Source organism: Streptomyces coeruleorubidus (genome assembly GCF_028885415.1).
Classification (GTDB): domain Bacteria; phylum Actinomycetota; class Actinomycetes; order Streptomycetales; family Streptomycetaceae; genus Streptomyces; species Streptomyces coeruleorubidus_A.
Map to the genome: position 1 here is coordinate 4,659,374 of NZ_CP118527.1, position 23,549 is coordinate 4,682,922.

Consider the following 23,549-nt stretch of genomic DNA (forward strand, 5'->3'; position numbering starts at 1 on the left):
GAGCACACCGCAACAGCCCGTATCTGAACCGCACTTCAGTACGGACCACAATCCCGCCAACCGGAACAATGCCCCTTAACGCTTGGGATGCGGCGAACTACGCTGGGTTTACGAATGCCGCGTGGTTATGCCAACGTCGGCAGCCGTCTGTGTCGAGGGGTGGCGCATGTCCAGGGAGCAACGCGGGCCGAACGAAAAACTCGGCGCCGTTCTCGCCCTCGCGGGAATCTCGAACGCAGGCCTCGCGCGGCGCGTCAACGATCTTGGCGCTCAGCGAGGACTGACGCTTCGCTATGACAAAACGTCGGTGGCGCGCTGGGTGTCGAAGGGCATGGTGCCGCAGGGTGCTGCGCCGCACCTCATCGCCGCCGCCATCGGCCAGAAGCTCGGCCGCCCGGTGCCGCTGCACGAGATCGGTCTGGCGGACGCGGACCCCGCGCCCGAAGTCGGCCTCGCCTTCCCGCGGGACGTCGGACAGGCGGTGAAGTCGGCGACGGAGCTGTACCGCCTCGACCTCGCAGGCCGCCGCGCCGGTTCCGGCGGCATCTGGCAGTCGCTGGCCGGATCGTTCGCGGTGAGCGCGTACGCAACGCCCGCCTCACGATGGCTGATAACCCCGGCCGACAGTTCGGTAGCGCGTGACGTGGGCCCCGGCGAGGACTCCGGCGCACCGCTCAAAGTCGGCCACAGTGATGTGCAGAAGCTGCGGGAGGCCGCCGAGGACGCGCGGCGCTGGGACTCCAAGTACGGCGGCGGCGACTGGCGTTCGTCGATGGTCCCCGAGTGCTTAAGGGTGGAGGCGGCTCCCCTGCTGCTCGGCTCCTACTCCGACGAGGTCGGCCGGGCCCTCTTCGGCGCCTCCGCCGAACTCACCCGGCTCGCGGGCTGGATGGCCTTCGACACGGGCCAGCAGGAAGCGGCCCAGCGCTACTACATCCAGGCGCTGCGCCTGGCGCGCGCGGCGGCGGACGTCCCCCTCGGGGGCTACGTCCTGGCCTCCATGTCCCTCCAGGCCACCTACCGCGGCTTCGGCGACGAGGGCGTGGACCTCGCCCAGGCCGCCCTGGAACGCAACCGCGGGCTTGCCACCGCCCGCACCATGAGCTTCTTCCGCCTCGTCGAGGCCCGGGCACACGCGCGTGCGGGTGACGCCCAGGCGGCCGGCGGCGCCCTGAAGGCGGCCGAGAGCTGGCTGGAGCGCGCCCGCCCCGGCGACAACGACCCGAGCTGGCTCGGCTTCTACTCCTACGACCGTTTCTGCGCCGACGCGGCCGAGTGCTACCGCGACCTGAAGGCCCCACGCCAGGTCCGCCGCTTCACGGAACAGGCCCTGTCGAAGCCCACCGAGGAGTTCGTCCGCTCGCACGGCCTGCGTCTGGTCGTCTCGGCGGTCGCCGAACTGGAGTCGGGCAACCTCGACGCGGCGTGCGAGCAGGGCGTACGAGCGGTGGAGGTCGCCGGGCGCATCTCCTCGGCCCGCACCACCGAGTACGTCAAGGACCTCCTGCACCGGCTGGAGCCGTACGGCGACGAACCACGCGTGGTCGAGCTGCGTGAGCGCGCCCGGCCGCTGCTGATGGCTCCGGCATAGCCGGGCAGGCATGCTGCCGTCCCCGCGTTTGAAGGCATTGTCAGTGGCGCAGTGCACTATCGAAGCGGGAGGTGGTGCAGGTGACCCGGGTGCCGGAGATCGCGTACGACTGTGACGTGCTGGTGATCGGCGGGGGGATCGTCGGCCTGTCGACGGCGTACGCGATCACACGCGCCGCACCGGGCACACGCGTCACCGTCCTGGATAAGGAACCGGGCCCGGCCCGGCACCAGACCGGCCGCAACAGCGGCGTCATCCACAGCGGCATCTACTACCGCCCCGGCTCCCTCAAGGCGCGCTACGCGGTGCGGGGCGCCGCCGAGATGGTCAAATTCTGCGCCGAGTACGGCATCCCGCACGCCGTCACAGGCAAGCTGATCGTCGCGACCGACCGCTCCGAGCTGCCCCGCCTGCACGCGCTCGTGCAGCGCGGCCGGGAGAACGGCATCCCGGTCCGTGAACTGGGCGCGTCCCAGATCGCGGAGTACGAGCCGGAGGTGCGGGGCCTCGCCGCGATACACGTCGGTACGACGGGCATCTGCGACTTCGTCGCGGTCGCCCGCCAGCTGGCCCACGGCTCGGGCGCGGAGATCCGCTACGGCACGCGGGTCGTCCGCGTCGACCGCCGCCCCGAGCGGGGTGTCGCCGTGCTCACGGCCGCCGGGGATGTCGTACGCGGGCGGGTGCTGGTGAACTGCGCGGGCCTGTACAGCGACGAGATCGCCCGGCTGACCGGGGACGACCCGGACGTCCGGATCGTGCCGTTCCGGGGCGAGTACTACGAGCTGGCCAGACCCGAGCTGGTGCGGGGCCTGGTGTATCCGGTCCCCGACCCGGCGTTCCCGTTCCTCGGGGTGCATCTCACGCGCGGGATCGACGGGGGTGTCCACATCGGGCCCAACGCGGTGCCGGCGCTGGCCCGCGAGGGGTACGGGTGGGGGACGGTCCGGGTGCGGGAGCTGGGGTCGACGCTGGCCTGGCCGGGCTCCTGGCGGATCGCCCGCCGGCACTGGCGGTACGGGGCGGGGGAGCTGCGGCGGTCGGTGTCCAAGGGGGCTTTCACGGAGGCGGTGCGGAGGTTGTTGCCCGGGGTGTCCGAGGACGACCTGGTGCCGACGGCGGCGGGGGTTCGGGCGCAGGCGGTGCTGCGTGACGGCACGCTGGTGGACGACTTCCTGATCCGCGAGGGGCCTCGCACGGTGCATGTTCTGAACGCGCCGTCTCCTGCGGCTACGGCGTCCTTGCCGATCGGCAGGGAGGTGGCGCGCAGGGCGTTGAGCGCGCTGTGAGTGGCCTCTGGAGTTTGTGAGGTGCTCGGCACCGATGCTGGGGAGGCACGACTGTCCGCAGCTGGGGCGACCACGACGCACCCGCAGGCGCCGACGCACGGAAGGGGACGTGTCGGGGGGTGTCCGCCCGCAGCGGTTGGCGCGTCAACGGACAGCGAGTCGGTTCGCAAGCCCATCGCGCCGTTCCGAGGACGGACACCCCCCGGCGCGGCCCCGACCCACCACCCGGCCGCAGGCGCAAGCGGCGCACCCCCACCGAAGCAGCCACAGGCCGCCGCAGGCACACCGCCCACCGGCGTCCACAGCGCGGCCGTAAAATCGGTCTCACTGTGTCTGACTCCGTGAATACCCCCGAAACCCCCCAGCCGCCCGCCCCCGGTGCCTCCATCCGGCACAGCCGGAGCAAGGGTGAGCCGCGCTTTCCCGATGGGCCGAAGGCCGATCCCGCCGGGTCGCACTTCGAGCGGCGGATCCGGAGTTTCCAGCCGCGGCGGAGCCGGGTCACAGCAGGCCAGGCGGACGCGCTTCAGCGGCTGTGGCCCAAGTGGGGCCTCGACATCGACGGCAGCCGCACCCTCGACCTCGCCGACCTGTTCGGCAACGACAACCCCGTCGTCCTGGAGATCGGCTTCGGCATGGGCGAGGCCACCGCCCAGATGGCCGCGGCCGACCCCGCCACCAACGTCCTCGCCGTCGACGTCCACACCCCCGGTCAGGGCAACCTGCTCAATCTCGCCGACCGGAACGGTCTGTCCAACATCCGGGTCGGCAACGGCGACGCGATCATCCTCCTCCGCGAGATGCTCACCCCGGACTCCCTCGACGGCCTGCGCGTCTACTTCCCCGACCCCTGGCCCAAGAAGCGGCACCACAAGCGCAGGCTCATCCAGCCCGACTTCCTGACCCTGGCCGCCACCCGCCTCAAGCCCGGCGCGATCCTGCACTGCGCCACCGACTGGGAACCGTACGCCGAACACATGCTCGACGTACTCACGGCACACCCCGACTTCGAGAACACGCAGGCTGACGGTGGTTTCGCGCCCCGTCCCGACTTCCGTCCCCTGACCCGTTTCGAGGGCCAGGGACTGGACAAGGGACATGTCGTGAACGACCTCCTCTTCCATCGCGTACAGCACGTGGACCAGCCCCCCACCAGCGCCTGACCGCACCTGGCACAGCTCCCGCCTGCGGACAGCGCCCCTCCGTCGTTAGGGTCAATGCCGTGGCCACCTGCCCCCCACACCCCTATCCCAGTGGTCCCCTCGCCGGCGCACCCGCCACCGGCCCCCTGCGGCACGCCCACTGGTGGCAGCGCGCCTGGGTGCGCTACGGCGCGCTGACCACGCTCCTCGCGATATCCGGCCTCGTCATCCTCGCCCTGGTCCGCGAGGAGACCGGCACGGAAGGGTTCCTGGTCGGGCTGGGGCTGGCCACGCTCCCGGTGCCCCTGCTCATAGCCGCGTTCCGCTGGCTGGACCGGGTCGAACCGGGCCCCTGGCGCAACCTGCTGTTCTGCTTCGCCTGGGGCGCCTGCGCGGCGGCGCTGATAGCGATCGTCGCCAACAGTTTCGCGACCAGATGGATAGCGACGGCGACGGCGGATCCGTCCCGCGCGGACACGCTCGGCGCGACCGTCATAGCCCCGGTGGTCGAGGAGACGGCCAAGGCGGCGGCCGTCCTACTGGTCTTCCTCTTCCGGCGCCGCGACTTCACCGGCATCCTCGACGGAGTGGTCATGGCCGGCGTCACGGCCACCGGCTTCGCGTTCACGGAGAACATCCTCTATCTGGGCACCGCCTTCGGCACCGACCAGCTCACCGGCGGCACCGGCATCGCCTCCGTCACGGCGGCCACCTTCTTCGTGCGCATCATCATGTCGCCGTTCGCGCACCCGCTCTTCACCGTCCTCACCGGCATCGGCTTCGGCATCTCCGCGCTCGCGGCGGACCGCCAGCACGTCCGCCGCGTCGCCTTCCCGCTCTCCGGGCTGCTGCTCGCGATGGGCATGCACGCGATGTGGAACGGCTCGTCGGCGTTCGGCGAGTACGGGTTCTTCGCCGTGTACGCGGCGTTCATGGTGCCCATCTTCGGGCTGCTGACGTGGCTGGTGGTCTGGACACGGCAGCGGGAGCTGAAGACCGTACGGGCGGAGCTGCCCGCCTACGCCGTGGCCGGGTGGCTGTCCCCGGTCGAGCCGTACGCGCTCGGCTCGATGCGGGCCCGGCGGATCGCCCGCCAGTACGCCCGCCGCCACGCGGGCAGGGCGGCGGCGCGGGAGGTCGCACAGTACGAGGCGTACGCGACGTCCCTGGCGTTCCTGCGGCACCGGGGCCGCCGCGGCCGCGCCGGTGCCGACTTCGTCGTACGGGAACGAGAACTGCTGGACGAACTGTGGCGCCGCCGGGAGGCCGCCCGCCCGGCCCTGGACTACGCCGCGCGGATCACGGCCCCTCCGGTACCGGTGGCGGCCCCGCCCTGGCCGGTGTACGGGGCCTACGGATACGGCTATCCGACGACGCCGTACCCCGCGTACAACCCATACCGGACCTAAGAGAAAGCTCAGCCCCGGGGGCAGGAAAGCCTCAGCCCCCGGGGCAGAAACCGCTCAGGCCGAAGCCTCCGAGGCATCGGAAGCCTCAGAAACCTCCGAGACCTCCGTAAGCCGCCCGATCTCCGCCTCCGTCAGCGTCAGCTCCCCGACCCCGACCAGCGCCGGCAGCTGCTCCACCGTCCGCGCGGAAGCGATCGGCGCCGCCACCGTCGGCTGGGCCGCGAGCCAGGCAAGGGCGACCGTGGCGACGGGGACGTCGTGGGCCGCGGCGATCTCGTCGAGGGCGTCGAGGACCCGGCGGCCCCGCTCGGTCTCCAGGTGCTTGGCGGCACCGCCCGCCCGCGCGCTGTCGACGGTCGTGCCGGGCCGGTACTTGCCGGTGAGGAAGCCCGACGCGAGCGCGTAGTACGGGACGGCCGCCAGGCCGGTCCGCTCGGCGAGGTCCTGGAGCTCGCCCTCGTAGGTGTCGCGGGAGACCAGGTTGTAGTGGGGCTGGAGGGCCACGTACCGGGCGAGCCCCTCGCGGTCGGAGAACTCCAGGGAGGCCCGCAGCCGCTCCGCGGAGATGTTGGAGGCGGCGATGTACCGCACCTTCCCGGCCTTCACCAGTTCGTCGAGCGCGCCGATGATCTCCTCCACCGGCACGTCGGACTGGTCGAAGTGCGTGTAGTAGAGGTCGATGTAGTCGGTGCCGAGGCGCCGCAGGGAGGCGTCGGCGGCGGCCTTGATGTTGGCGGCGGACAGGCCGCGGAACTCGGGGTGCTGACTCACCTTCGTGGCGACGACGACGTCCGCGCGGTTGCCCCGTGACGCGAGCCACTTGCCGAGGACGGTCTCGGACTCACCGCCCTGGTTGCCCTCGGCCCAGGCCGAGTAGGAGTCGGCGGTGTCGACGAAGTTGCCGCCGGCGGCCGTGTACGCGTCGAGGACGGCGAACGACTGTGCCTCGTCGGCCGTCCAGCCGAATACGTTGCCGCCGAGGGCGAGCGGGAAGACCTCGAGGCCGGAGGAGCCGAGCTTGCGGGGAGAAGTCATGTTCTGTGTCAACGACCGTACGGGAACGGCTCATTCCACGGCAGACGCAAAGCTCCCGTAAACACCGCTCCCGCACAGGATCAGACGTTCAGGCCCTTGCCCCGCAGCCACGCCAGCGGGTCGACCCCGTTGGTGGACCCACCGGTGTGGACCTCGAGGTGCAGGTGCGCCCCGGTGACGTTGCCGGTCGCACCCACGCGGCCGATGACGTCACCCGTGCTGACCTTCTGGCCGACGCTGACGCCGATGGACGACTGGTGCGCGTACCAGATCTCCGTGCCGTCATCGAGGGTCAGGACCGTCTTGTAGCCGTAGGAGCCGTTCCAGCCCGCCTCGGTGATGGTGCCGCTGTGCACCGCCTTGATCGGCGTGCCCGTGGGGGCGGCGAAGTCGAGGCCGGTGTGGTAGCCGGAGGACCAGTAGGCGCCGGCCTGACCGAAGGTCGAGGTGATGGTGTACGCGGAGGTCGGCAGCGTGTACTGCTTGGCGAGGGCGGCGAGCCGCTCGGCCTCGGCCTTCTTCCGGGCCTCCTCCTCCGCCTTCCTCTTCGCTTCGGCGGCCTTGGCCTTGGCTTCCTTCTCCGCCTTGGCGGCGGCTTCCGCGGCCGCCTTCCGGGCGGCTTCGGCAGCGTCCTGCGCGGCCTTGGTCTCGATCTGCTCCTGCTGGTGCTCGACCTGCGCCATGATCCGGGCGCGCAGTGCCTCACCGGCGCCGGAGGTGCCCTGCTCGGTGTCGGCGGACGCCGTGGCGAGGTCGCTGAGCGGGGTGGCGGAGCCTTCGGGGGTGTCGTCGTCCGAAATGAGGGAACCCACCGAGGGAAGGTCCGAAACGGAGATCGACACCGGCGGCTTGCCGGTCTGGGCGCTGGCCATGCCGCCCGCGCCCACGGCGGCTATGACGCCGACGCCCAGGACGGTGGAGCTGCGGGCGAGGCCGCCGCCGCGCTGCTTGGTGACACGATGCCGGCCGCGGACGGGACGGATGGACTCCGCGGTGGGGTTCCATTCCTGGAACGGGCCCTCGTCGGTGCGGTGACCGCCGTAGCCGAAGGTTTCGGTGTCGCGCTGGTTCGGCGCGGACGGGGCCGCGGGGGCAGGCCGGTTGGACGCCACGTGGGCGTGCTCCTTTCCTTCCTTCTCGCCTACCGGGTTAGCTGACGGGTTCGGAGCAGGAAGGTCTCCTACGCGCGTATATCGGCCGTGCTTCCACGGCGGCATACGCCCGATTCACCCCAAGTGGTGGTTCCCCGGTTCCCTTTCGGGATTCGGCGCGTGCGCACGGAGCCGCCTTCTGTGACGGCTGGGACGACCGCGCTGCGTTATCGAACGTTAATAGACGCGCGGTGGGTATTCCAGCGGTTCCTCTTGATCATTAACCTTTTTCGCGCGGACTTACCTGCCATGACCGGCGCAAATCGGGCGAGTTGACGGCTGCGCAAGTGACTCATGAGGTTTGACGGTGTGTCAGTTGTTATGCGCAGTGGTGTGATTCACTCACCGACAGTAGTGAGGGGATCGGGAAATACACCGAGGGCCGGAACCCTTTCGGATTCCGGCCCTCGGCCTTCAGTAGCGGGGACAGGATTTGAACCTGCGACCTCTGGGTTATGAGCCCAGCGAGCTACCGAGCTGCTCCACCCCGCGTCGTTGTGACTCCAGTGTACGCCATCCGCGGGACAGCTCGTGCACACCCGGTGCTCGGCGGCCCGGGTTGCCCGCGCGAGGGACTCACCGAGGCGGCCCCCCAGGTGGTTGAGGGCGACCTCCAGGCGCGGTGCCGGAAGCTGCGGCAGGTCTCCTGGGTGACGCCGTCCCGGTAGCTCCCGGAAGCGCTCCAGGGCATGGCCGAAGGCCCGGCGGTCGTCGAGGAGGACGGCGATGGCGATGACCGCGTCGGTCGCCACCAGGTCCCAGCCCCCGGTGAAGTCGGGGCCCGCGGCGGCGACTTCGGGGAGGTGGGACGGGCGCAGCATGCCCTCGAAGCGCATCCGCGTCGCCGCTGCGGCGGCACACGACGGTCCCGTACGGCTCGGCCCGGTACCGGTACGAGCCGTACCCGCTGTCCCGCATGTCGAGGTACGCCTTCAGCCAGGGCTGCTTCGAGAAGGGCGAGCGCGGTGAGCAGGAGCGCTGTCGTTCGTCGTCTCCCCGCTGCCCACATGCCCGCTGCCTCCGCGCTGTCGTACCGGCCCTGGAGGCAGCGCGACCGGGGAGGCGGCGAGGCCGCACGATCCGTTGGGCCGATCGGCCCGCACTCAGTGCGGCAGGTGGCGGTTCGGGGCCTTGGCCCGCTCCTCGTGCTCCGGGAGGACGACGACCTCCACACCTGCGGCCGCGAGCACGCCGCTGCCGTCGGCTCCCGCCACGAAGGTGTCCGGCTCGCGCCAGGCCGTGACCACGCGTCGTACGCCCGCGTCGAGGATCAGCCGGGCGCAGGGTGCGGGGCGGGAGGCCCGGCGGGCGCAGGGCTCCAGGCTGCTGTAGACCGTCGCGCCGGCGAGCCTGGGGTCGGTCGGGTCGGTCTTGGCCAGGGCCGCCTCCTCGGCGTGCGCGACCGGGTCGCCGCCCTCGCGGGAGTGGCCGCGGGCCAGTTCCGTGCCGTCGGCCGCGACCACCACCGCGCCGACGCTGAACGCCGTGTCCGAGGGCGGGCACTGTGCCGCCAGTTCGCAGGCGAGGGCCAGCCAGTGGTGGTCGGCGGCGACGGAGAGGGGGCCGGTGCCGGGGGCGGTCGGTTCGTAGCGCATGAGGACCACGTCCTCGATCCGCCGGGTCTCCAGCAGCCGGAGCCGGCCGGACTGGTAGCCGCCGGGCCCGAAGAGGCGGGGTGCCTCGGGGTCGCCCACGAAGAGCGGGGCGAGGACCAGCTGGAGTTCGTCGGCCAGGCCCTGGGTGAGGAGCTGGGTGTGGATCAGGCCGCCGCCCTCGACCATGAGCCGCCGTACGCCCCGGACGTCGTGCAGGTGGGTGAGGAGGCGCCGCCAGTCGAGGTCGCCGCCGAGCGGGACGATGTCGGTGGCATCGGTGGCGAGGCCGAGGGCACGGGCGCGTTCGGCGCCCTTGTCGGTGGTGTAGAGGACCTTCTCGCCGCCGGTGTGCCAGAACCGTGCCGCCGGGTCGAGGTCGCCGGAGCCGCTGACGGTGACCTTGAGGGGGTACTCCGGCCGGCCGGCGGCCGTGCGGGCGGCTCGTCGCTCGGGGGAGTTGACCAGCAGCCGCGGGTTGTCGGCGCGGACGGTGCCGGCGCCGATCAGGATCGCGTCGACGGACGCCCGGACCTCGTCGACCCGGTCGAAGTCGGCCGGGCTGGACAGGAGCAGGCGTTCGGGGCCGGTGTCGTCCAGGTAGCCGTCGAGGGAGACGGCGGCGGACAGCAGGACGTACGGGTGGGGCATCGACGCTCCCGGCTCGTGGAAACTCGTGGCGAACGGCGGACTGACGGGACGGGCTTGGTTCAAGTTTGAAACAAACCTACACTGGCGGTATGACGACTCGCTGGCTCACCCCCGAGGAGCAACGCGCCTGGCGCGCGTACATCGCCGCCTCGCTGCTCCTGGAGGACGCGATCGACCGGCAGCTCCAGCAGGACGCCGGCATGCCGCACCTGTATTACTCCATCCTGTCCGTGCTGTCGGAGTCCCCGGAGCGGCGGCTGCGCATGACCGATCTCGCCGAGCGGCTGAAGATCACGCGCAGCCGGCTGACGTACGCGGTGACGCGGCTGGAGAAGGACGGCATGGTGCGGCGCGAGGCCTGCCGGTACGACAAGCGGGGCAGTATCGCGGCCCTGACCGATGACGGGTTCGCCGTACTGGAGCGGGCGGCGCCCGGGCATGTCGAGACCGTGCGGAGCTTCCTGTTCGACCGGCTCAGCGAGGAGCAGGTGGGGCAGCTGGAGGAGATCTCCCACGCGATCGCGCAGGGGCTCCAGGAGGACGGGACGCGGTCGGCGTCGGACGACGTGCCGTGGCGGCGGAGGTCCTCCACGGCCTGTTCGTGAGGCACGTCACAACGCACCTCGGTCTCGTTGCTTCAAATTTAAAGCAAGGGTAGGGTTCCGAACGTGGATCTGCTTCAAATCTGAAGCAGCCTGCAAGCCGACGGCTGTGCAGCCGAACAGGAACGGAACCCGGAGGCCCCGCATGCCCGACACCCCCGCTGTCATCGCCACCCCGCGCTCCCGCGTCCGGGTCCCGCTGCGCTTCCACGACGGTTACGAGGTCGACGCCGAAGTCGTCACCTTCCACGGCCTGGCCGACGGCCAGGAGCACGTGGCCGTCGTCCTGGGCGAGCCCGGCGCGGTCCCGCTGGTGCGGCTGCACTCCGAGTGCCTGACCGGGGACGTGTTCGGCTCGGCCCGCTGCGACTGCGGTCCGCAGCTGCGCGAGGCCGTCGAGCGCATCGCCGAGCGCGGCGGCGTGCTCCTCTACCTCCGCCAGGAGGGACGCGGCATCGGCCTCTACAACAAGCTCGACGCGTACGCCCTCCAGGACGAGGGCCTCGACACCTACGAGGCGAACGCGGCCCTGGGGCTGCCGGAGGACGCCCGCGACTACACGGCGGCGGCCCAGATGCTCCGGGCCCTGGGCATCGGCCGGCTGGACCTGCTCTCCAACAACCCCGACAAGGCCACCCAGCTGCGCGACCTGGGCGTGGACGTCCGCGACCGCGTCCCCACGGGCGTCTTCACCACCGCGCACAACGTCCGCTACCTGCGCGCGAAGGTCCTCCAGACCCAGCACACGCTGCCGCTGGCCGCGCTGACGGGGCTCAGCGCGGGCTGAGCCGCCCGGCCGGCCGGGCGCCGAACGAGGCGGCTTGCCCCTCGGCTCATCGGGTACAGCCTTGAAAGAGGGCGACCTCCGCAGTACCCGGAGCTTATGGAAAGTGACCGTTTCGTGACCGATCTCGGCGGCCCCGGCGACCCCCGGGCAAGGAGACCGGGCGATGGCCCGCAGGCCGTCGCGGCACAGATAGCCGACGCCGTGGAGAGCCTGACGGCGCTGTGGTCGGTCGCGGCCCAGGACGCGTCCCTGCGCCTGTCCCTCCACCAGCTGCGGGCGCTGCGCACCCTGGAGGCGGCGCCCGGCCTGAACCTGACGGCCCTGGCGGACCGGCTGGACATCGGCCTCCCCACGGCCAGCCGCCTCTGCGACCGCCTGGCGGCGGCCGGCCTCCTGGAACGCGCACCGCACCCGGACACCCGCCGTGAGGTACAGCTGTGGCTCACCACACACGGGCAGCATGTCCTGGGCGACGTCGCAGGCCGCCGGGCACAGGCCCTGGCCACGGCGCTGGCGGCGATGGAACCGGCGGAACGGGTGGCGTTGAGGCGGGGGTTGCGGGGGTTTCTTGCCGCGCGGGATGCGGAAATCCCGCGTGATGACGAGCCCGACGGGACCGACCCGACTGGCGGACCGTAACGGCGGCAGGTCCGGTCGGTCAGCCCTCCGAGCCGTGACGGCTCCACCCACCGGCGCCGCCACCACCCAGCACCGCCACACACGTGTCGTCCCGTACCGGACGAGCCGCGCTGCCCGCGTCCCGGAGGACCACCGCGGCCACCACCGCCGGGTCGCAGCCGAGGAGCACGGGGTCGTCGGGTGGTGTCCAGCGGGCGGGCAGGCCGTCGCTGTGCAGGAGGAGCAGGCTGTCCTCCTGCCACGGCACGCGCTGCACGCTCACGGACGCCGGGACCTGCGCGCCCACGATGCCGGGCTGGGACAGCATCGCCTTCCAGGTGCCGTCGGTGCGCAGGCGGGCGCTGACGTTGCCGATCCCGGCGAAGTGCAACCGCCCGGATCCGAGGTCGAGTTGGGCCACGGCGACGGCGGCGCCCCGGGTGCGGCGCAGGGTCCGGCCCAGATGCCGCAGTATCTCGGCGGGCGGCCGGTCGGCCACGCCGTGCAGCGCGTCCACGGCGGCGCCGGACGCCTCGGCGGCCTTGGGTCCGTGACCGAGCCCGTCGGCGAGCAGCAGGGTCAGGCGGTCGTCGGCGCACACCCGGCTCCAGGCGTCGCCGGAGTACTCGGCCCGGCCGAGGGGGACGTTGACACCACCGGCGCGCAGACCCCGGGCGGCCGTCCGATGCCGGCCGGCGGGGGGTTCGTGGTCGATGCGGGCCACGGCCACGGTGCCCCGGCCGGGGGCGCTGTGCAGGTCGAAGTCGTTCGCTATGCGCCGGCACGTGCCGAGGCCGGCGCCCAGGGAGGACGCGGTGGTGTAGCCGTCGCGCATCGCCGCCGCGACGTCCGGGATGCCCGGGCCGTGGTCGAGTGCGACGAGCTGCACGGACAAGCGCCGGGGCTCGGCGGGGGCGCGCTCGACGAGGTTGATGACGACGTACCCGCCGTCCGCGTGCCGCACCAGGTTGGTCGCCAGCTCCGTCGCCACGAGGGCCGCGGTCGCGATGCGGTGCGGGCCGAGCCCGGCGCACTCGCCGGCCGCCTCGGCCGCCACCCGGACGTCCCGCACCCGGGTCGAGTCGTCCACCGGCACGTCCCACACCCTGCTCATCACGACCCCGGCCGGGACGGCGGCACGGCCGTGGCCCAGGCGGTGACGGTGACGGTCGTCCCCTCACCGGGCCGGCTGTCCACGTCGAACTCGTGGACCAGCCGCCTGGCCCCGCTCAGGCCGAGGCCGAGCCCGCCGCCGCTGGTGTAGCCGTCGGTCATCGCCTGGTCCAGGTCACGGATGCCGGGCCCGGCGTCGACGAAGGCCAGCCGTAGGCCGGGCGACGGCCCGGCGTCCAGCCGGGTGATCTCCACATGGCCACCGCCGCCGTGGACGAGGGTGTTGCGGGCCAGCTCGCTGGCGGCGGTGACGAGCTTGGTCTGCTGCACCAGACCAAAACCGAGCTCGGCGGCGGCCTGCCGGACCTGCTGCCGTACCCAGGCCAGGTCGGCGTCCGAGCCGATCGGCAGGCTGGCCGGGGCGGCGTGGCGGGAGGCCGGCATCACGGACTCCCCCCGTCCAGGTGCTCACCCGCGGTGAGCAGCTCCATCGCGCGTTCGACGTCCAGGGCCGTGCGCAGTCCGGGCAGGGTCAGCCCCAGCTCGACCAGGGTGATCGCGACCGCGGGACGCATCCCGGCCAGCACCGTACGGGCGGCCAGCAGCCCGGCCCCGGCGGCGATCTCGGCGAGGACCCGCCCCAGGAAGGAGTCGACGATGTCCACGCCGGAGATGTCGATGACCACACCGGTCACCCGGGTGTGCGCGATCCGTTCGGTGATGTCCTGCTGGAGCTGCTCGGCCATCCCGTCGTGCAGCTCCCCCTGGAGGGTGACCAGCAGGATGTCGCCCAGCCGGAGGACCGGCACCGTGAAGCCGGGCCCACCCAAGGACCCGGCGACCGGGGATCCGGCGACCGGGTGCCCGAATCCCGCGGGCCCGTTCCCCGAGGGGCCGGTCATCGCGCGCCCGCGTCGGCCGCCCGGAGCGGTGCGATCTCGACGCCCTGTTGGCTGAGCGCGTAGGCCAGGGCGTCCGCCAGGCTCGCGCGGGTGAGCACCGTGCCGAGGTCGATGCCCAGCTGGACGATGGTCTGCGCGATCGGGGGCCGGATGCCGGAGACGATGCACTCGGCGCCCATCAGCCGGGCCGCGGCCACCGTCTTCATCAGGTGCTGGGCGACCAGCGAGTCGACCGTGGGCACGCCGGTGATGTCGAGGATGGCGTACCGGGCGCGCTCGGCGACGATCGCGTCCAGCAGGCTCTCCATGACCACCTGGCTGCGCGCGCTGTCCAGCGTGCCGATCAGCGGTACGGCGACGGTGCTGTCCCAGAGTTTGATCACCGGGGTGGCCACTTCGTGCAGTTGCTCGCGCTGCCGTGCGATCACCTCCTCGCCCGCGCTGACCGTCGTCTCCAGTACGACCAGACGCAGCGTGCCCATCAGCACGGTGAGGGCCAGCACACACTCCTGGGCCTCGGGGGCGTACGGGTCCGGGAACTCGGCGCGCAGCAGCTCGGTCACCGGCTCGCGCAGGGCGGCCACCTCGTCGGCGAGCCCGTCCGCGTCGATCCCCCTGCGGGCGCGGGAGGCGGCCATCCGCCCCAACTGGTCGCGCACCGCGTCGAATCCGGGGGCCCGGATGTCGTCCGGCCGTCCGGCGGCCGACACCGCGGCCAGCGCCGCCGCCACGGACCGGCCCGCCTCCACCGCCTCGTCGCGGGACACGGTGAAGACCGTGCGGAACAGCGCGGCGTCCGCCCACCGTTGGGCGATCTGCTCCCGGCGGCGTTCGAGAAAGGCACTCACCTGCTGTGCGGCCGGCTCCCGGTCCGCGTTCTCTTCCGACACCGACACTTGCATCGCTCCCTTGCACGGGCCGGACCGAGGCCGCGCCACGGCACCTCAGCCGTTACTTGCCATATGACAAACATTAGGGCCGACGTGCGGCTCCGCCAAAAAGCCGCTCATCCGCACCTGACGACCTGCGTCTTCCCCGTGCCCTAGCGCCCACGCCAGTCCAGGCACACCACCAGGGCGTCGTCGTCCGGGACGGGTCTGCCGCGGTGGCCGGACAGTTCGCGCAGGATGGCCCGGGGCACCTCGGCGGCCCGGAGCAGCCGGGTCGACTGGATCGCCCGGACGAGTGCGGCGTTGCCGTACGCCTCTCCGCCCGGGGAGGCGGCGTCGTACACCCCGTCGCTGACGAAGACCAGCCGGTCACCGGGCTCGACCCCGAACTCCTGGGCCACGTAGTCGGTCTCCTCGAACATGCCGAGCGGCAGCTGGGCGTCGAAGGGCACCCGCTCCACCGCACCCCGGCGCAGCCGCAGCAGCCGCGGGGAACCGGCGTCCACCGCCCGGACCCGCCCGGTGGCCAGCTCGATGTCCAACATGAGCACGGACAGGTAGCAGCGGCCCCGGTAGTGGGCGTACACCGCCTGGTCGGCCAGGGCCGCCTGGTCGGCGAGGGGGAGACCGGCCCGGCGCGCGTTGCGCAGGGCGTTGATCGCCAGGTTCGTCAGCAGGGAGGCCTCTATGCCCTCGCCCATGCCGTTGGTGACGTAGAGACTGAGCCGGTCGGCCGTGGCGGACCAGTCGAAGTTGTCGCCGAAGATCGCGTACGCCGGTTCCAGCTGTGCGCCCAGCTCGTACTCGGGTCGGGCGCAGGAGCGGCCCGGCAGCAACTGCCACTGCATCTCGGCGGCCAGGGTGAGCCGGTCCCTGCGGCGCGCCTGGAGGTACAGGTCGGTGTCCCGCTCGGCCACGACCACCTCGTGCCCGAGCACCTCGGCGATCTCGGCCAGTTCGCCGAGGCAGCCGTCGGCGTGCTCGCCGCCCGGCAGGGTCACCGTCAGCACGCCGAGGCGGTCGCCGCGCACGGTGACCGGCAGATGCGCGCGTACCCCGTCAGCCGAGTCGCCCGAAAGGGTTTCCACGTACGGCTCCTGCGCGCCGAAGGCCCGGCCCGCCGGGCTGTTGGCCACGGACACCGGCTGAAGGGTGTGCGGCGGCACGGACACCGGCTGAAGCACCGTCAGTCCGTAGTCGGCCAGGTACAGCTCGACGGAGTCCGCCGCGTACTGATCGGTCAGTACACGACGGACCGCGTCCAGCAGTTGATGGGGCGCCGCCGTGCGCAGGGCGCGCTCGGCGGTCACGAGTCTGTTCACGATCGTCGTCACGATGGTCGAAGCCCAATCCTTGAATCCTCGGTCGGACACCTGCGGGGTCCTCGCGTACGGCCCTCGGCCGCGGGGCCCCGGGCCGGGGCCGGTGTCGGCCCTGGCTCGCGGCACGCCTAGGGGGTGTCCGCGAAGTCCCGTCGTCCGCCCGGAGGGCGGGCCCTGCGGCGTTCGGTGCGTTCGCCCGGCGCCGCGAGAGTGCGTGCCGGGCGTCGTGGGGCAGGCGGGACTTTGCGGACACCCCCCTAGTACGCTGACGGCCATCCCGGTGCCTGCGAGAGTGTGACTGTGACTTCCCTCCGACCCCGCCCTGAGCCAGCAGAGGTCGCCCGTGTGACCTCCACGGCCGCGGAGTTGCTGGAAGTCCTCTGGGGCCGGGCGTCGACGGCACCCGCCTCCGCCTCCCAGCTGCGCGTGCTGCTCATCCTGGAGCACCACGAGGGCATCAACCTGCGCACCCTCGCCGACTCCCTCGCCTCCACGCCGCCCTCGACCAGCCGGCTGTGCGACCGGCTCCAGGCGGCCGGGTTCGTCGAGCGCGTGGTGAGCGCGGCGGACCGGCGCGAGGTACGGCTGCACCTCAGCGGCCGGGGCCGCGCCTTCCTGGCCGACCTGCGCGTCCGCCGGGAACAGACGCTGCGCGCGGTGCTCGACCAGATGCCGGCCGCCAAGCGCGTCGCGCTGCTGCAAGGGCTGGAGGCGTTCTGCGACGCGGCCGCGGCCCAGATACACGACGACTCCGACGACTCCCCCGCGTCCGGTACCCGGACTGCCTGAACTGCCCGTCGTGGCACCGGGACGAACATTCCGGATCCTCCCCCGCGTCCGCATGGCACGGCCAGATTGTTGTCTCACGACTATAGTTGTCAAACAACAACCGTCCGCTCCACGAGCCCCGTCACCAACTCCTGCGCGCCGCACCGCCCCACCCTCCTGCCCGTACCGTGAGCCGTTCGTGCGGGTACCCCGTCACCGCCCCGACCTGCGCCGCCTGTGGTCAACGTCTCGACGGGGAGGACGCGGGGCATGAGCCGGGCGACTGCGGGTAGCGGGCTGGAGGTGGCCTGCCGGGGGACGGGAGCGGGCCGGAACGACGAGGGAGGGCCCGTGACGGCGACAACGCGCATCGGCACGACGACGGATTCCGCCACCGACACCGGTGAGGAGCTGCCACAGATCACCGAGCCGCAGAAGCTCGCCCCGCAGGACGCGCGTGGGCTGACCGGCCAGTTCCTCGAACGGCTCGCGGTGCTGGAGGAGGGCACGCCCGAATACCAGTACGCGCGCAACACGCTCATCGAGATGAACATGTCGCTGGTGCGGTTCGCGGCCCGCCGGTTCCGTGCGAGCGGCCAGGCGATGGAGGACGTCGTCCAGGTCGGTGTCATCGGGCTGATCAAGGCCATCGACCGGTTCGAGGTCTCCCGCGAGGTCCAGTTCACCAGCTTCGCGGTGCCGTACATCATCGGCGAGATCAAGCGGTTCTTCCGCGACACGTCCTGGGCCGTGCACGTGCCGCGCCGCCTTCAGGAGGCCCGTACCGAACTCGCCAAGGCCACCGAGGAACTGGCCTCCCGCCTCGGCCGCGCGCCGAAGGTGACGGAGCTGGCGGCGCTGATGAACCTCTCGGAGGAGGAGGTCGTCGAGGCCCAGGTCGCGGCGAACGGCTATCTGTCCTCGTCCCTGGACGCCGCGATCACCGGCGACTCGGAGGAGAGTGACACCACGCTGTCCGAGTTCATCGGCGAGGAGGACCCGGCCCTCGAACTCGTCGAGGACTTCCACGCGCTGGCCCCCCTGGTCGCCGAACTCGACGAGCGCCAGCGCCTCATCCTCCACCTCCGTTTCGTGGAGGAACTCACCCAGGCGGAGATCGGCAAGCACCTCGGCATCTCCCAGATGCACGTCTCCCGGCTGATCTCCCGGACGGTGGCGCGGCTGCGGTCGGGGATGCTGGCGACGGGCTAGGTGTATTGATCACGAGCGTTGCGGGCCGGGAGCGGACGGTTCAGGTGACGCCGTCGGACGTCGTCCCCGTGCGGTCCTCGACGCCGTGCTCGTATGCGAACGCGACGGGCATCCCCTGCCGCCAGTACGCGCACACCTCCTGGGCCTGGGCGAGCTCCTGCGACCGTCCGGCGGGCAACGGCAGGTGCAACGCCCGCAGCAGGTCGAACCGGTGAAGGTCGAAGGCGCTCTCCACGGCCTCACCGAACCGCAACGTCGCGCCCACCGCCTGGCGGTAGCAGATCCATGACAGTGCCAAGGGCCCGAGCGCCAGCAGCAGCCACCAGCCCGAGCGGCTCAGCAGGGCTGTCGCCGCTGCCCCTGCCATGAAGGCCGTCGCGGAGAGCCGGGCCGCCGCGTCCAGCGTGTTGCGACGGTCGTCGACGACGGCCCGCAGCGTCTCACCGAGCAGCGGGTACAGCCGCGGCCAGGCCACGACGGCGTCCCAGCCGTAGCCGGCGCCCGCCCGGTGTTCCGTCGCGGCCAGGGCATTGCCCAACGCGGTGGGCAACAGCCGGTCGGCAGGCGGGAAGAGCTGCCGCAGCCGGGTCCCCGCGGCGCCGGCCGCCTGGAGTTCGGCGTCGGTCATCGACTCGTCCAGTCGGTTCGCGTCGGCTTCCAGCCGGCTGCGCCGCCGCGCCTGCCGTCGGACACAGCGCTCGCTCACCGGCCGCAGGACAGCCGGCCAGAACCCCTCCATCAGCCGGACCAGGGGCAGTTGCAGCGGGTGGGAGACCAGCGCGGCCAGCGTCACCGCCAGCACGAGCAGGGTGAGCTCCCCGGCGTTCAGTCGCGCGGTGGTGCGCCAGGCCAGGCCGAAGTCGATGCGTTCCCCGGGTGCGCCCGCCCGGACGAGGACCAGGACGAAGAGGCTCAGCGCGAGCGTCGGAAGATAGCTGACCAGGAAGAACCGCCCGGTGAACACCTCGGCGGCGCCTCTGCCCAGCCTCTCCGGACTCATCGCACCAGTTCCATGGGGCCGTGGTCCGGGCAGGACGGAGGCTGCCAGTCGGCATGCACCCGCAGGGCGGCCAGATCACAGTCGCGGCACGTGAACCGCAGCAGGGTGAACCGCTGTGGCGGGCCCGGAAGCGTCGCGTGATCACCACCGCCGAACTCCCGCGACGCCGTGTCGGGGTGCTTCCCGGCGAACCGCTCGCGGCGTGAGACGCCGAGCGGATTCCCGCCCACGGTCACCGTGACGCGCTCCAGTCCCGGATCCGCGCGGAACACCGTCGTCAGGACCGCGGCGGCGGTGTCCGGCGAAGTGCCGGGCGTCAACTCCAGCCGTACCGGCGCGGGCGCGGCGTCCTCAGGATCGACCAGCAGCGCGAAGAACTTCCCTGGATCGGGCATGACCCCACTCTCCTCAAGGGCCGAAATGGACGTAACCCGCCCACACCGACGGCTCCAACGGGTGGTCGAGGCGCAGCCGTTCCACGGCGGCGGCGGTGGCGGCCGCGGGGGAGCCACCGTCCCGCAGGACATCGTAGAAGCGGCCCGCGGTGACCGCTGCCGAACGGTCGCCGACCGCCCAGAGGGTACCGACCACGTGCCGGAATCCGGCCATCTGGAGCCCGGCCGCCAGATGCTGGGCCTCATCCATCAGCAGCACGCTGCTGGCCGCCGTACGGCACGCCGACACATACGCCAGCTCCGCCCCGGCCGGGCGGGTCCGGGCCATGTCGAGCACCGTCAGCGCGCCGTCGTGCAGCAGCACAGCGCTGTCGGACGCCTGAGTCGGATCCTGCCTGCCGTGGCAGGCGAAGTGCGCCCACGAGCACCCGGCCAGCTCGCGCCGCACCCGGTCGCGGGTGGCCTGCGCGTCGACCAGCGCCGTATGCGCCAGCCCGGGGAAGCGCGGCGCGATCCCGGCCGCCTCCGACACCACGTGAGGCAGCGGCGGCTGGCCCGGCGAGTCCGGCACCGCCACCGTCAGCAGCCGCCCTCCGTCCCGGCCGAGGACCGCCGGTTCCGCGTCCGGCCCGCCCTGGTAGGTGCGCACCAGCGCCCGCAGCGTAGGGGTGTACGAGGGGATGACGCGCCGCCATGTGCCGTCGGCGCCTCCCACGATCCCGGCGGCGTGCAGCGGCAGCAGGGTGAGCGCCCCGGTCGGGCACCACCAGATCCGCTTGCCGGGCACCCCGCTTCCGTCGTCGATCAGACCGAGCCGGTCGAACACCGGCTTCGCGACGGCCTCCCACAGCCATTCCAGCGTGGTCGCCATGGTCATCTGCAGGGCCACATGGCCCTGCGGCTCCGTGGCGCCCTGGTCGTGGACCGCCCTCAGGAAGTCGGCCGCCCGGCGCCCCGTCTCGGCCAGGTCCAGGCCGGGCAACGGGACGACGAGGGGCACCACGGGCGGCGGGAACACGACGATCGCGTCGCTGCGCCGAGCCGTGACGTTGACCAGTACCACCGGCCCCCCGGCAGCGGCCCGCGCGAGCGTCTCATAGCGGAGCGGCGCGAAGGGGCTGTCGTCACCCAGCTCGGCCCCGACCCGTTCCACCAGGGCGTCCCAGCGGCGCCCCAGCGCGACGAGACGGTCCGACGACGTCTCCGCGGACGCGGCGGCTTCTTCCAGAGCCGCGCCCACCTGACGCAGCTCGGCGGTGAGCCCGGAGGCCAGCCGGCTCAGGGCACCGGCCTCGACACGCGACTGCTGCAACTGCGTCCACAGCACCGAGCGGCCCTGTTCCAGGAGCTCCACCGCCAGCTGCGGCCGCCCGGCGTCCAAGGCGCACGCCGCGGCGGCCGACGCCGTGCCCGTCCACTCGGAGAGCTGCGACTCCTGATCCGACCGGCCCAGCCCCCGCCAGCTGACCACGGGCAGGAGTCCGACCGCGAGGGACCAGGCGGCCAGCGCGCCGTCCGGCCCGTCCACGTCCCCTAGCCGCTCGCTGAGGCCGGCCCACAGGGACGCCGCCCGGATCCGCTGGGCGGCGGGGGCGAAAGGGGACCGGGCGCAGTCGGCGTGCAGCAGGGCGGCCTCCCGTGCCGCTCCGGCGTCCGAGGTCTCCTCGTACAGACTGCTGAGCGCCCCCGCCAGGAGGAACATGCTGTCCGCCCGCCGGCGCCTGGCGGCGTCGCCCTCCTCGGCCGCCAGCCGGGCGCGCAGCAGGGCGACGGCCTCGTCCAGATCGGGCCGACTGTGCCTGCGGTACCAGCGGAGCAGCAGTGCGTTGGCGAGGTTGACGCTCCGGGAGAAGTAGTGCTGGGGGTGGCTGGGCGATGTCGCGTCCAGCGCCGCACGGATCAGGGTGATGCCCTCGTCGAGCCCCTCCCGCCCAGCGGCGTCGGCGATGAGCAGGGACGAACCGAGGTTGCTCATCGCCCGTACGTGTTCGGGTGTGCCCTTGGCGCTCAGATCGAGCATGCGCCGCAGGGCGTCCAGCGCGGCGTCCAGATCGGCCTCGTCGCCCCGCATCTGGTAGCGGCGGCGGTGCGCACCCCCGAGATTGCTCAGCAGGAGAGGCAGCGTCGCATGATCCACGAAGACACCGAAAAGGCGGACGGCTTCGGTCCCCGCCGTGACCGCCTCGTCGACATCGGTCAGGGAACCGAGCAGCTCGGCACGGACCATGAGCTTGCTCGTCAGGTTGCCCAGCCGCTGGGCACGGGCGGTCGCGGCGGAACCGCTCGTGGGGGTCAGGGCGACGGACTCGCGCATGGCGGCGATCGAGTTGTCGAGATCCGCCTGGTCACCGGCGTGTTCGAAGCGGTAGGCCAAGGCGCCGGACAGCTGCGAGAGCAGCCGGGCGCGCTCTTCGCGCCCCTCGTCCGAGTCCGCAGGCTCGGCGGACAGCAGCTCGCGGAGCAGACCGACGCACTCGTCGATGTCCGAGCGGGAGCCGGTCGCCTCGTAGCCCGCCAGCAGAAGGTCGGCCAGGGTGGTGCGGGTGTGCACCGCCGCCTCGCCCGTCACCGACTCCGCCGCCTTTCGGACGGCCGCCACGGCGTGCTGGTGATCGGCCGCCTTCCCGGTCGCGTTGAAGCGGTCGACGAGCCGCCTCGCCAGCCAGTCGGACACGTCGTCCGCCCCGGCCCCGGCCACCTCCCCGCTGCCGTCCGCCTCGGCCCCGTTGATCAGCCGGTGGACACGCCGCATCCGCTGCTCGGCGTCCGGCGCGCTGCGGTCCACGCTCGCGGCGAAGGCCGCCTCCGCCCTCGCCCGCGCGCCCAACGCGCCGGTTACATGCCCTTGCACGCTGGTGTCGGCCGACATGGCCGCCCGGAACGCCGAGTCCGCCGAGCGCCAGTCGTCCTCGGAGAGATCCAGCGACGCGCGTTCGAACAATGCCTTGGCCAGGGAGAGCTGGAGGGCTTCCCGAGCCCCCGGCTCCTTGCCCGGGTTCACGTCCGGTCCCAGTCCCGATCGCAGCACCTCCACCGACCGGTCCAGGTCGGCGCGGTCACGGAACCGGTCGTATCTGGAGTAGAGCATGTCGCCCAGGGTCAGAGTCAGCGAGGCGAGGGGCCGGGCCTGCGCCACGAGCCTGGTGTACGTGTCCACCGCCAGGTCGGCGTGTTCGCGCAGGCCCGACCGGTGGAACCGCTTCATGTGCAGCGCGCCGAGCGAGGACAGCAGGGCCTGGGTGAGGGGCTCGCCGTCGGGCGGCATCGGCAGCTCAAGGAGCGGTCCGACGACCGCGTCCACCTCGGCCGACGTCACCTCGCCCGGCCTGCCGTTCCACGCGCGGAGCACGAAGGCGACCTCTGCGAGCAGCCTGTCCCGCCCGTCGGCCACCCGTAACCGCTCACACGCACGAACGCCGTGCACCAGAAGGGGAATGAGCCTGCCCAGCTCCGCACGGCTCAGCCGGGTGTCGCCGAGCAGTGTGCCCGAGTACCGGAGCCAGGCGAGGACGGCTGGAGAGACCCCGTCCCGCAGCATCCCGTCCGTCGAAGCGACGGCCTCCCGGCTCAGGTCGAGGGCCGCGACGAGGTCCTCCGGGTGGCCGCTCTGCTCGAACATCCTGGTCATCACCATGTCCAGAAGCACCAGCAGACCGCGCCGCTCGGTGGCGGACTGCTTGTCGAGCGCGGCACGCAGCGCCGCGGAGGTGGCGTGCAACTGGTCGGGTCCGCCGGGCCGGGCCCGAAGGGCGTCGGCGAACGCCTGGAGCGCCTGGGGATCCGGCTGTCTGCCGTCCAACGGCAGGATTCTGCCCGCGAGTTCGGTGATCGTGGCGTACAGCGTGGTGCCGTTCCCCGTCATGACGGCATTGTCCTACGGCGCCGGACTCTCCGTCAGGCTTTCCGACCGGCTTCACACACGGTCCGGAGGGAAACGAGACGGCGCCCGAGCCGGCCGAAGCCGGGATCCTGATGGGTGGTTCCGGACGCTGCTTCGGTGTGCGGAGTCGCCTGGTGCACCGGCGCGGACGGCGACTCCCGCTTCGACGCCCGCCGCCCGCCGCCCGGTCGAACTCCTCA

At 72.3% G+C, this 23,549-nt stretch carries 20 protein-coding genes, 1 tRNA gene and 1 riboswitch; of the genes, 9 read left to right on the top strand and 12 right to left on the bottom strand.

Annotated features, from left to right (window positions below):
- Positions 1–166 precede the first annotated feature (166 nt).
- The 4 genes from PV963_RS21645 to PV963_RS21660 all read left to right on the top strand — a co-directional run bounded on the left by PV963_RS21645 (position 167) and on the right by PV963_RS21660 (position 5,431).
- Positions 167–1,591, top strand: coding sequence for an MFS transporter (locus PV963_RS21645; RefSeq protein WP_274817414.1), 1,425 nt, complete (start codon positions 167–169; stop codon positions 1,589–1,591).
- 74 nt (positions 1,592–1,665) lie between these two features.
- Complete coding sequence (gene lhgO / locus PV963_RS21650; protein ID WP_425541029.1) at positions 1,666–2,880, top strand: L-2-hydroxyglutarate oxidase; 1,215 nt, start codon at positions 1,666–1,668, stop codon at positions 2,878–2,880.
- A gap of 329 nt (positions 2,881–3,209) precedes the next feature.
- Positions 3,210–4,043 carry a tRNA (guanosine(46)-N7)-methyltransferase TrmB gene (trmB, locus tag PV963_RS21655; protein ID WP_425540930.1) on the top strand — a complete coding sequence of 278 codons (834 nt, stop codon included), beginning with the start codon at positions 3,210–3,212 and terminating at the stop codon, positions 4,041–4,043.
- Between the two features lie 59 nt (positions 4,044–4,102).
- The gene (locus PV963_RS21660; RefSeq protein WP_274817417.1) at positions 4,103–5,431 is read left to right on the top strand and encodes a PrsW family intramembrane metalloprotease; all 1,329 of its coding nucleotides are present in this window, start codon (positions 4,103–4,105) and stop codon (positions 5,429–5,431) included.
- 54 nt (positions 5,432–5,485) lie between these two features.
- On the opposite strand, the gene PV963_RS21665 is transcribed toward PV963_RS21660, so the two are convergent.
- The 4 genes from PV963_RS21665 to PV963_RS21680 form a co-directional block, all read right to left on the bottom strand.
- Positions 5,486–6,466 (bottom strand): aldo/keto reductase, encoded by a 981-nt coding sequence (locus PV963_RS21665; protein ID WP_274817418.1) that lies wholly within the window; start codon positions 6,464–6,466, stop codon positions 5,486–5,488.
- An 80-nt stretch (positions 6,467–6,546) separates the two neighbouring features.
- Positions 6,547–7,578: a M23 family metallopeptidase gene (locus PV963_RS21670; protein WP_274817419.1), complete on the bottom strand. Its 1,032-nt coding sequence runs from the start codon at positions 7,576–7,578 to the stop codon at positions 6,547–6,549.
- Positions 7,579–7,589: 11 nt separating this feature from the next.
- Positions 7,590–7,746, bottom strand: a riboswitch (cyclic di-AMP (ydaO/yuaA leader).
- A 289-nt stretch (positions 7,747–8,035) separates the two neighbouring features.
- A tRNA-Met gene (locus PV963_RS21675) sits at positions 8,036–8,109 on the bottom strand.
- Positions 8,110–8,720: 611 nt separating this feature from the next.
- Positions 8,721–9,860: a dihydrofolate reductase family protein gene (locus PV963_RS21680; protein ID WP_274817420.1), complete on the bottom strand. Its 1,140-nt coding sequence runs from the start codon at positions 9,858–9,860 to the stop codon at positions 8,721–8,723.
- An 89-nt stretch (positions 9,861–9,949) separates the two neighbouring features.
- Between PV963_RS21680 and PV963_RS21685 the strand changes: the two genes are divergently transcribed.
- The 3 genes from PV963_RS21685 (at position 9,950) to PV963_RS21695 (ending at position 11,888) form a co-directional block, all read left to right on the top strand.
- Positions 9,950–10,465 (top strand): MarR family winged helix-turn-helix transcriptional regulator, encoded by a 516-nt coding sequence (locus PV963_RS21685; RefSeq protein WP_274817421.1) that lies wholly within the window; start codon positions 9,950–9,952, stop codon positions 10,463–10,465.
- A 142-nt stretch (positions 10,466–10,607) separates the two neighbouring features.
- On the top strand, positions 10,608–11,249 hold the full coding sequence (locus PV963_RS21690; protein ID WP_274817422.1) for a GTP cyclohydrolase II: 642 nt from the start codon (positions 10,608–10,610) through the stop codon (positions 11,247–11,249).
- 114 nt (positions 11,250–11,363) lie between these two features.
- The gene (locus tag PV963_RS21695; protein WP_274817423.1) at positions 11,364–11,888 is read left to right on the top strand and encodes a MarR family winged helix-turn-helix transcriptional regulator; all 525 of its coding nucleotides are present in this window, start codon (positions 11,364–11,366) and stop codon (positions 11,886–11,888) included.
- A gap of 19 nt (positions 11,889–11,907) precedes the next feature.
- Here PV963_RS21695 and PV963_RS21700 read toward each other — a convergent pair whose 3' ends face one another.
- The 5 genes from PV963_RS21700 to PV963_RS21720 form a co-directional block, all read right to left on the bottom strand.
- Positions 11,908–12,981: an ATP-binding SpoIIE family protein phosphatase gene (locus PV963_RS21700; RefSeq protein WP_274817424.1), complete on the bottom strand. Its 1,074-nt coding sequence runs from the start codon at positions 12,979–12,981 to the stop codon at positions 11,908–11,910.
- On the bottom strand, positions 12,981–13,424 hold the full coding sequence (locus PV963_RS21705) for an anti-sigma regulatory factor (RefSeq protein WP_274817425.1): 444 nt from the start codon (positions 13,422–13,424) through the stop codon (positions 12,981–12,983). The genes PV963_RS21700 and PV963_RS21705 overlap by 1 nt, the downstream gene beginning before the upstream one ends.
- Positions 13,424–13,882: an STAS domain-containing protein gene (locus tag PV963_RS21710; protein WP_274817426.1), complete on the bottom strand. Its 459-nt coding sequence runs from the start codon at positions 13,880–13,882 to the stop codon at positions 13,424–13,426. The genes PV963_RS21705 and PV963_RS21710 overlap by 1 nt, the downstream gene beginning before the upstream one ends.
- Positions 13,879–14,784: an STAS domain-containing protein gene (locus PV963_RS21715; RefSeq protein ID WP_274817427.1), complete on the bottom strand. Its 906-nt coding sequence runs from the start codon at positions 14,782–14,784 to the stop codon at positions 13,879–13,881. The genes PV963_RS21710 and PV963_RS21715 overlap by 4 nt, the downstream gene beginning before the upstream one ends.
- A 140-nt stretch (positions 14,785–14,924) precedes the next feature.
- On the bottom strand, positions 14,925–16,094 hold the full coding sequence (locus PV963_RS21720) for a PP2C family protein-serine/threonine phosphatase (protein WP_274817428.1): 1,170 nt from the start codon (positions 16,092–16,094) through the stop codon (positions 14,925–14,927).
- A 345-nt stretch (positions 16,095–16,439) separates the two neighbouring features.
- On the opposite strand from PV963_RS21720, the gene PV963_RS21725 reads away from it, so the two are divergent.
- Positions 16,440–16,883: a MarR family transcriptional regulator gene (locus PV963_RS21725; RefSeq protein WP_274817429.1), complete on the top strand. Its 444-nt coding sequence runs from the start codon at positions 16,440–16,442 to the stop codon at positions 16,881–16,883.
- A 330-nt stretch (positions 16,884–17,213) separates the two neighbouring features.
- On the top strand, positions 17,214–18,074 hold the full coding sequence (locus tag PV963_RS21730; RefSeq protein WP_274817430.1) for an RNA polymerase sigma factor SigF: 861 nt from the start codon (positions 17,214–17,216) through the stop codon (positions 18,072–18,074).
- A 40-nt stretch (positions 18,075–18,114) separates the two neighbouring features.
- Here PV963_RS21730 and PV963_RS21735 read toward each other — a convergent pair whose 3' ends face one another.
- Genes PV963_RS21735 through PV963_RS21745 form a run of 3 tightly spaced genes read right to left on the bottom strand, consistent with a single transcriptional unit; the run spans position 18,115 to position 23,331 of the window.
- On the bottom strand, positions 18,115–19,074 hold the full coding sequence (locus PV963_RS21735) for a hypothetical protein (RefSeq protein WP_274817431.1): 960 nt from the start codon (positions 19,072–19,074) through the stop codon (positions 18,115–18,117).
- Positions 19,071–19,469, bottom strand: a complete 399-nt coding sequence (locus PV963_RS21740) for a hypothetical protein (protein WP_274817432.1) — start codon at positions 19,467–19,469, stop codon at positions 19,071–19,073. Before PV963_RS21740 ends, PV963_RS21735 begins: the two co-directional genes overlap by 4 nt.
- A 13-nt stretch (positions 19,470–19,482) precedes the next feature.
- On the bottom strand, positions 19,483–23,331 hold the full coding sequence (locus PV963_RS21745) for a CHAT domain-containing protein (RefSeq protein ID WP_274817433.1): 3,849 nt from the start codon (positions 23,329–23,331) through the stop codon (positions 19,483–19,485).
- Between the last annotated feature and the right edge of the window lie 218 nt (positions 23,332–23,549).

Bases quoted from the DNA above. Each gene is read 5' to 3' on its own strand.
- PV963_RS21705 (WP_274817425.1), bottom strand. From the start codon at position 13,424: ATGCCGGCCTCCCGCCACGCCGCCCCGGCCAGCCTGCCGATCGGCTCG.
- PV963_RS21680 (WP_274817420.1), bottom strand. From the start codon at position 9,860: ATGCCCCACCCGTACGTCCTGCTGTCCGCCGCCGTCTCCCTCGACGGC.
- PV963_RS21715 (WP_274817427.1), bottom strand. From the start codon at position 14,784: ATGCAAGTGTCGGTGTCGGAAGAGAACGCGGACCGGGAGCCGGCCGCA.
- PV963_RS21735 (WP_274817431.1), bottom strand. From the start codon at position 19,074: ATGAGTCCGGAGAGGCTGGGCAGAGGCGCCGCCGAGGTGTTCACCGGG.
- PV963_RS21740 (WP_274817432.1), bottom strand. From the start codon at position 19,469: ATGCCCGATCCAGGGAAGTTCTTCGCGCTGCTGGTCGATCCTGAGGAC.
- PV963_RS21690 (WP_274817422.1), top strand. From the start codon at position 10,608: ATGCCCGACACCCCCGCTGTCATCGCCACCCCGCGCTCCCGCGTCCGG.
- PV963_RS21710 (WP_274817426.1), bottom strand. From the start codon at position 13,882: ATGACCGGCCCCTCGGGGAACGGGCCCGCGGGATTCGGGCACCCGGTC.
- PV963_RS21685 (WP_274817421.1), top strand. From the start codon at position 9,950: ATGACGACTCGCTGGCTCACCCCCGAGGAGCAACGCGCCTGGCGCGCG.
- PV963_RS21645 (WP_274817414.1), top strand. From the start codon at position 167: ATGTCCAGGGAGCAACGCGGGCCGAACGAAAAACTCGGCGCCGTTCTC.
- PV963_RS21745 (WP_274817433.1), bottom strand. From the start codon at position 23,331: ATGACGGGGAACGGCACCACGCTGTACGCCACGATCACCGAACTCGCG.
- PV963_RS21665 (WP_274817418.1), bottom strand. From the start codon at position 6,466: ATGACTTCTCCCCGCAAGCTCGGCTCCTCCGGCCTCGAGGTCTTCCCG.
- PV963_RS21700 (WP_274817424.1), bottom strand. From the start codon at position 12,981: ATGAGCAGGGTGTGGGACGTGCCGGTGGACGACTCGACCCGGGTGCGG.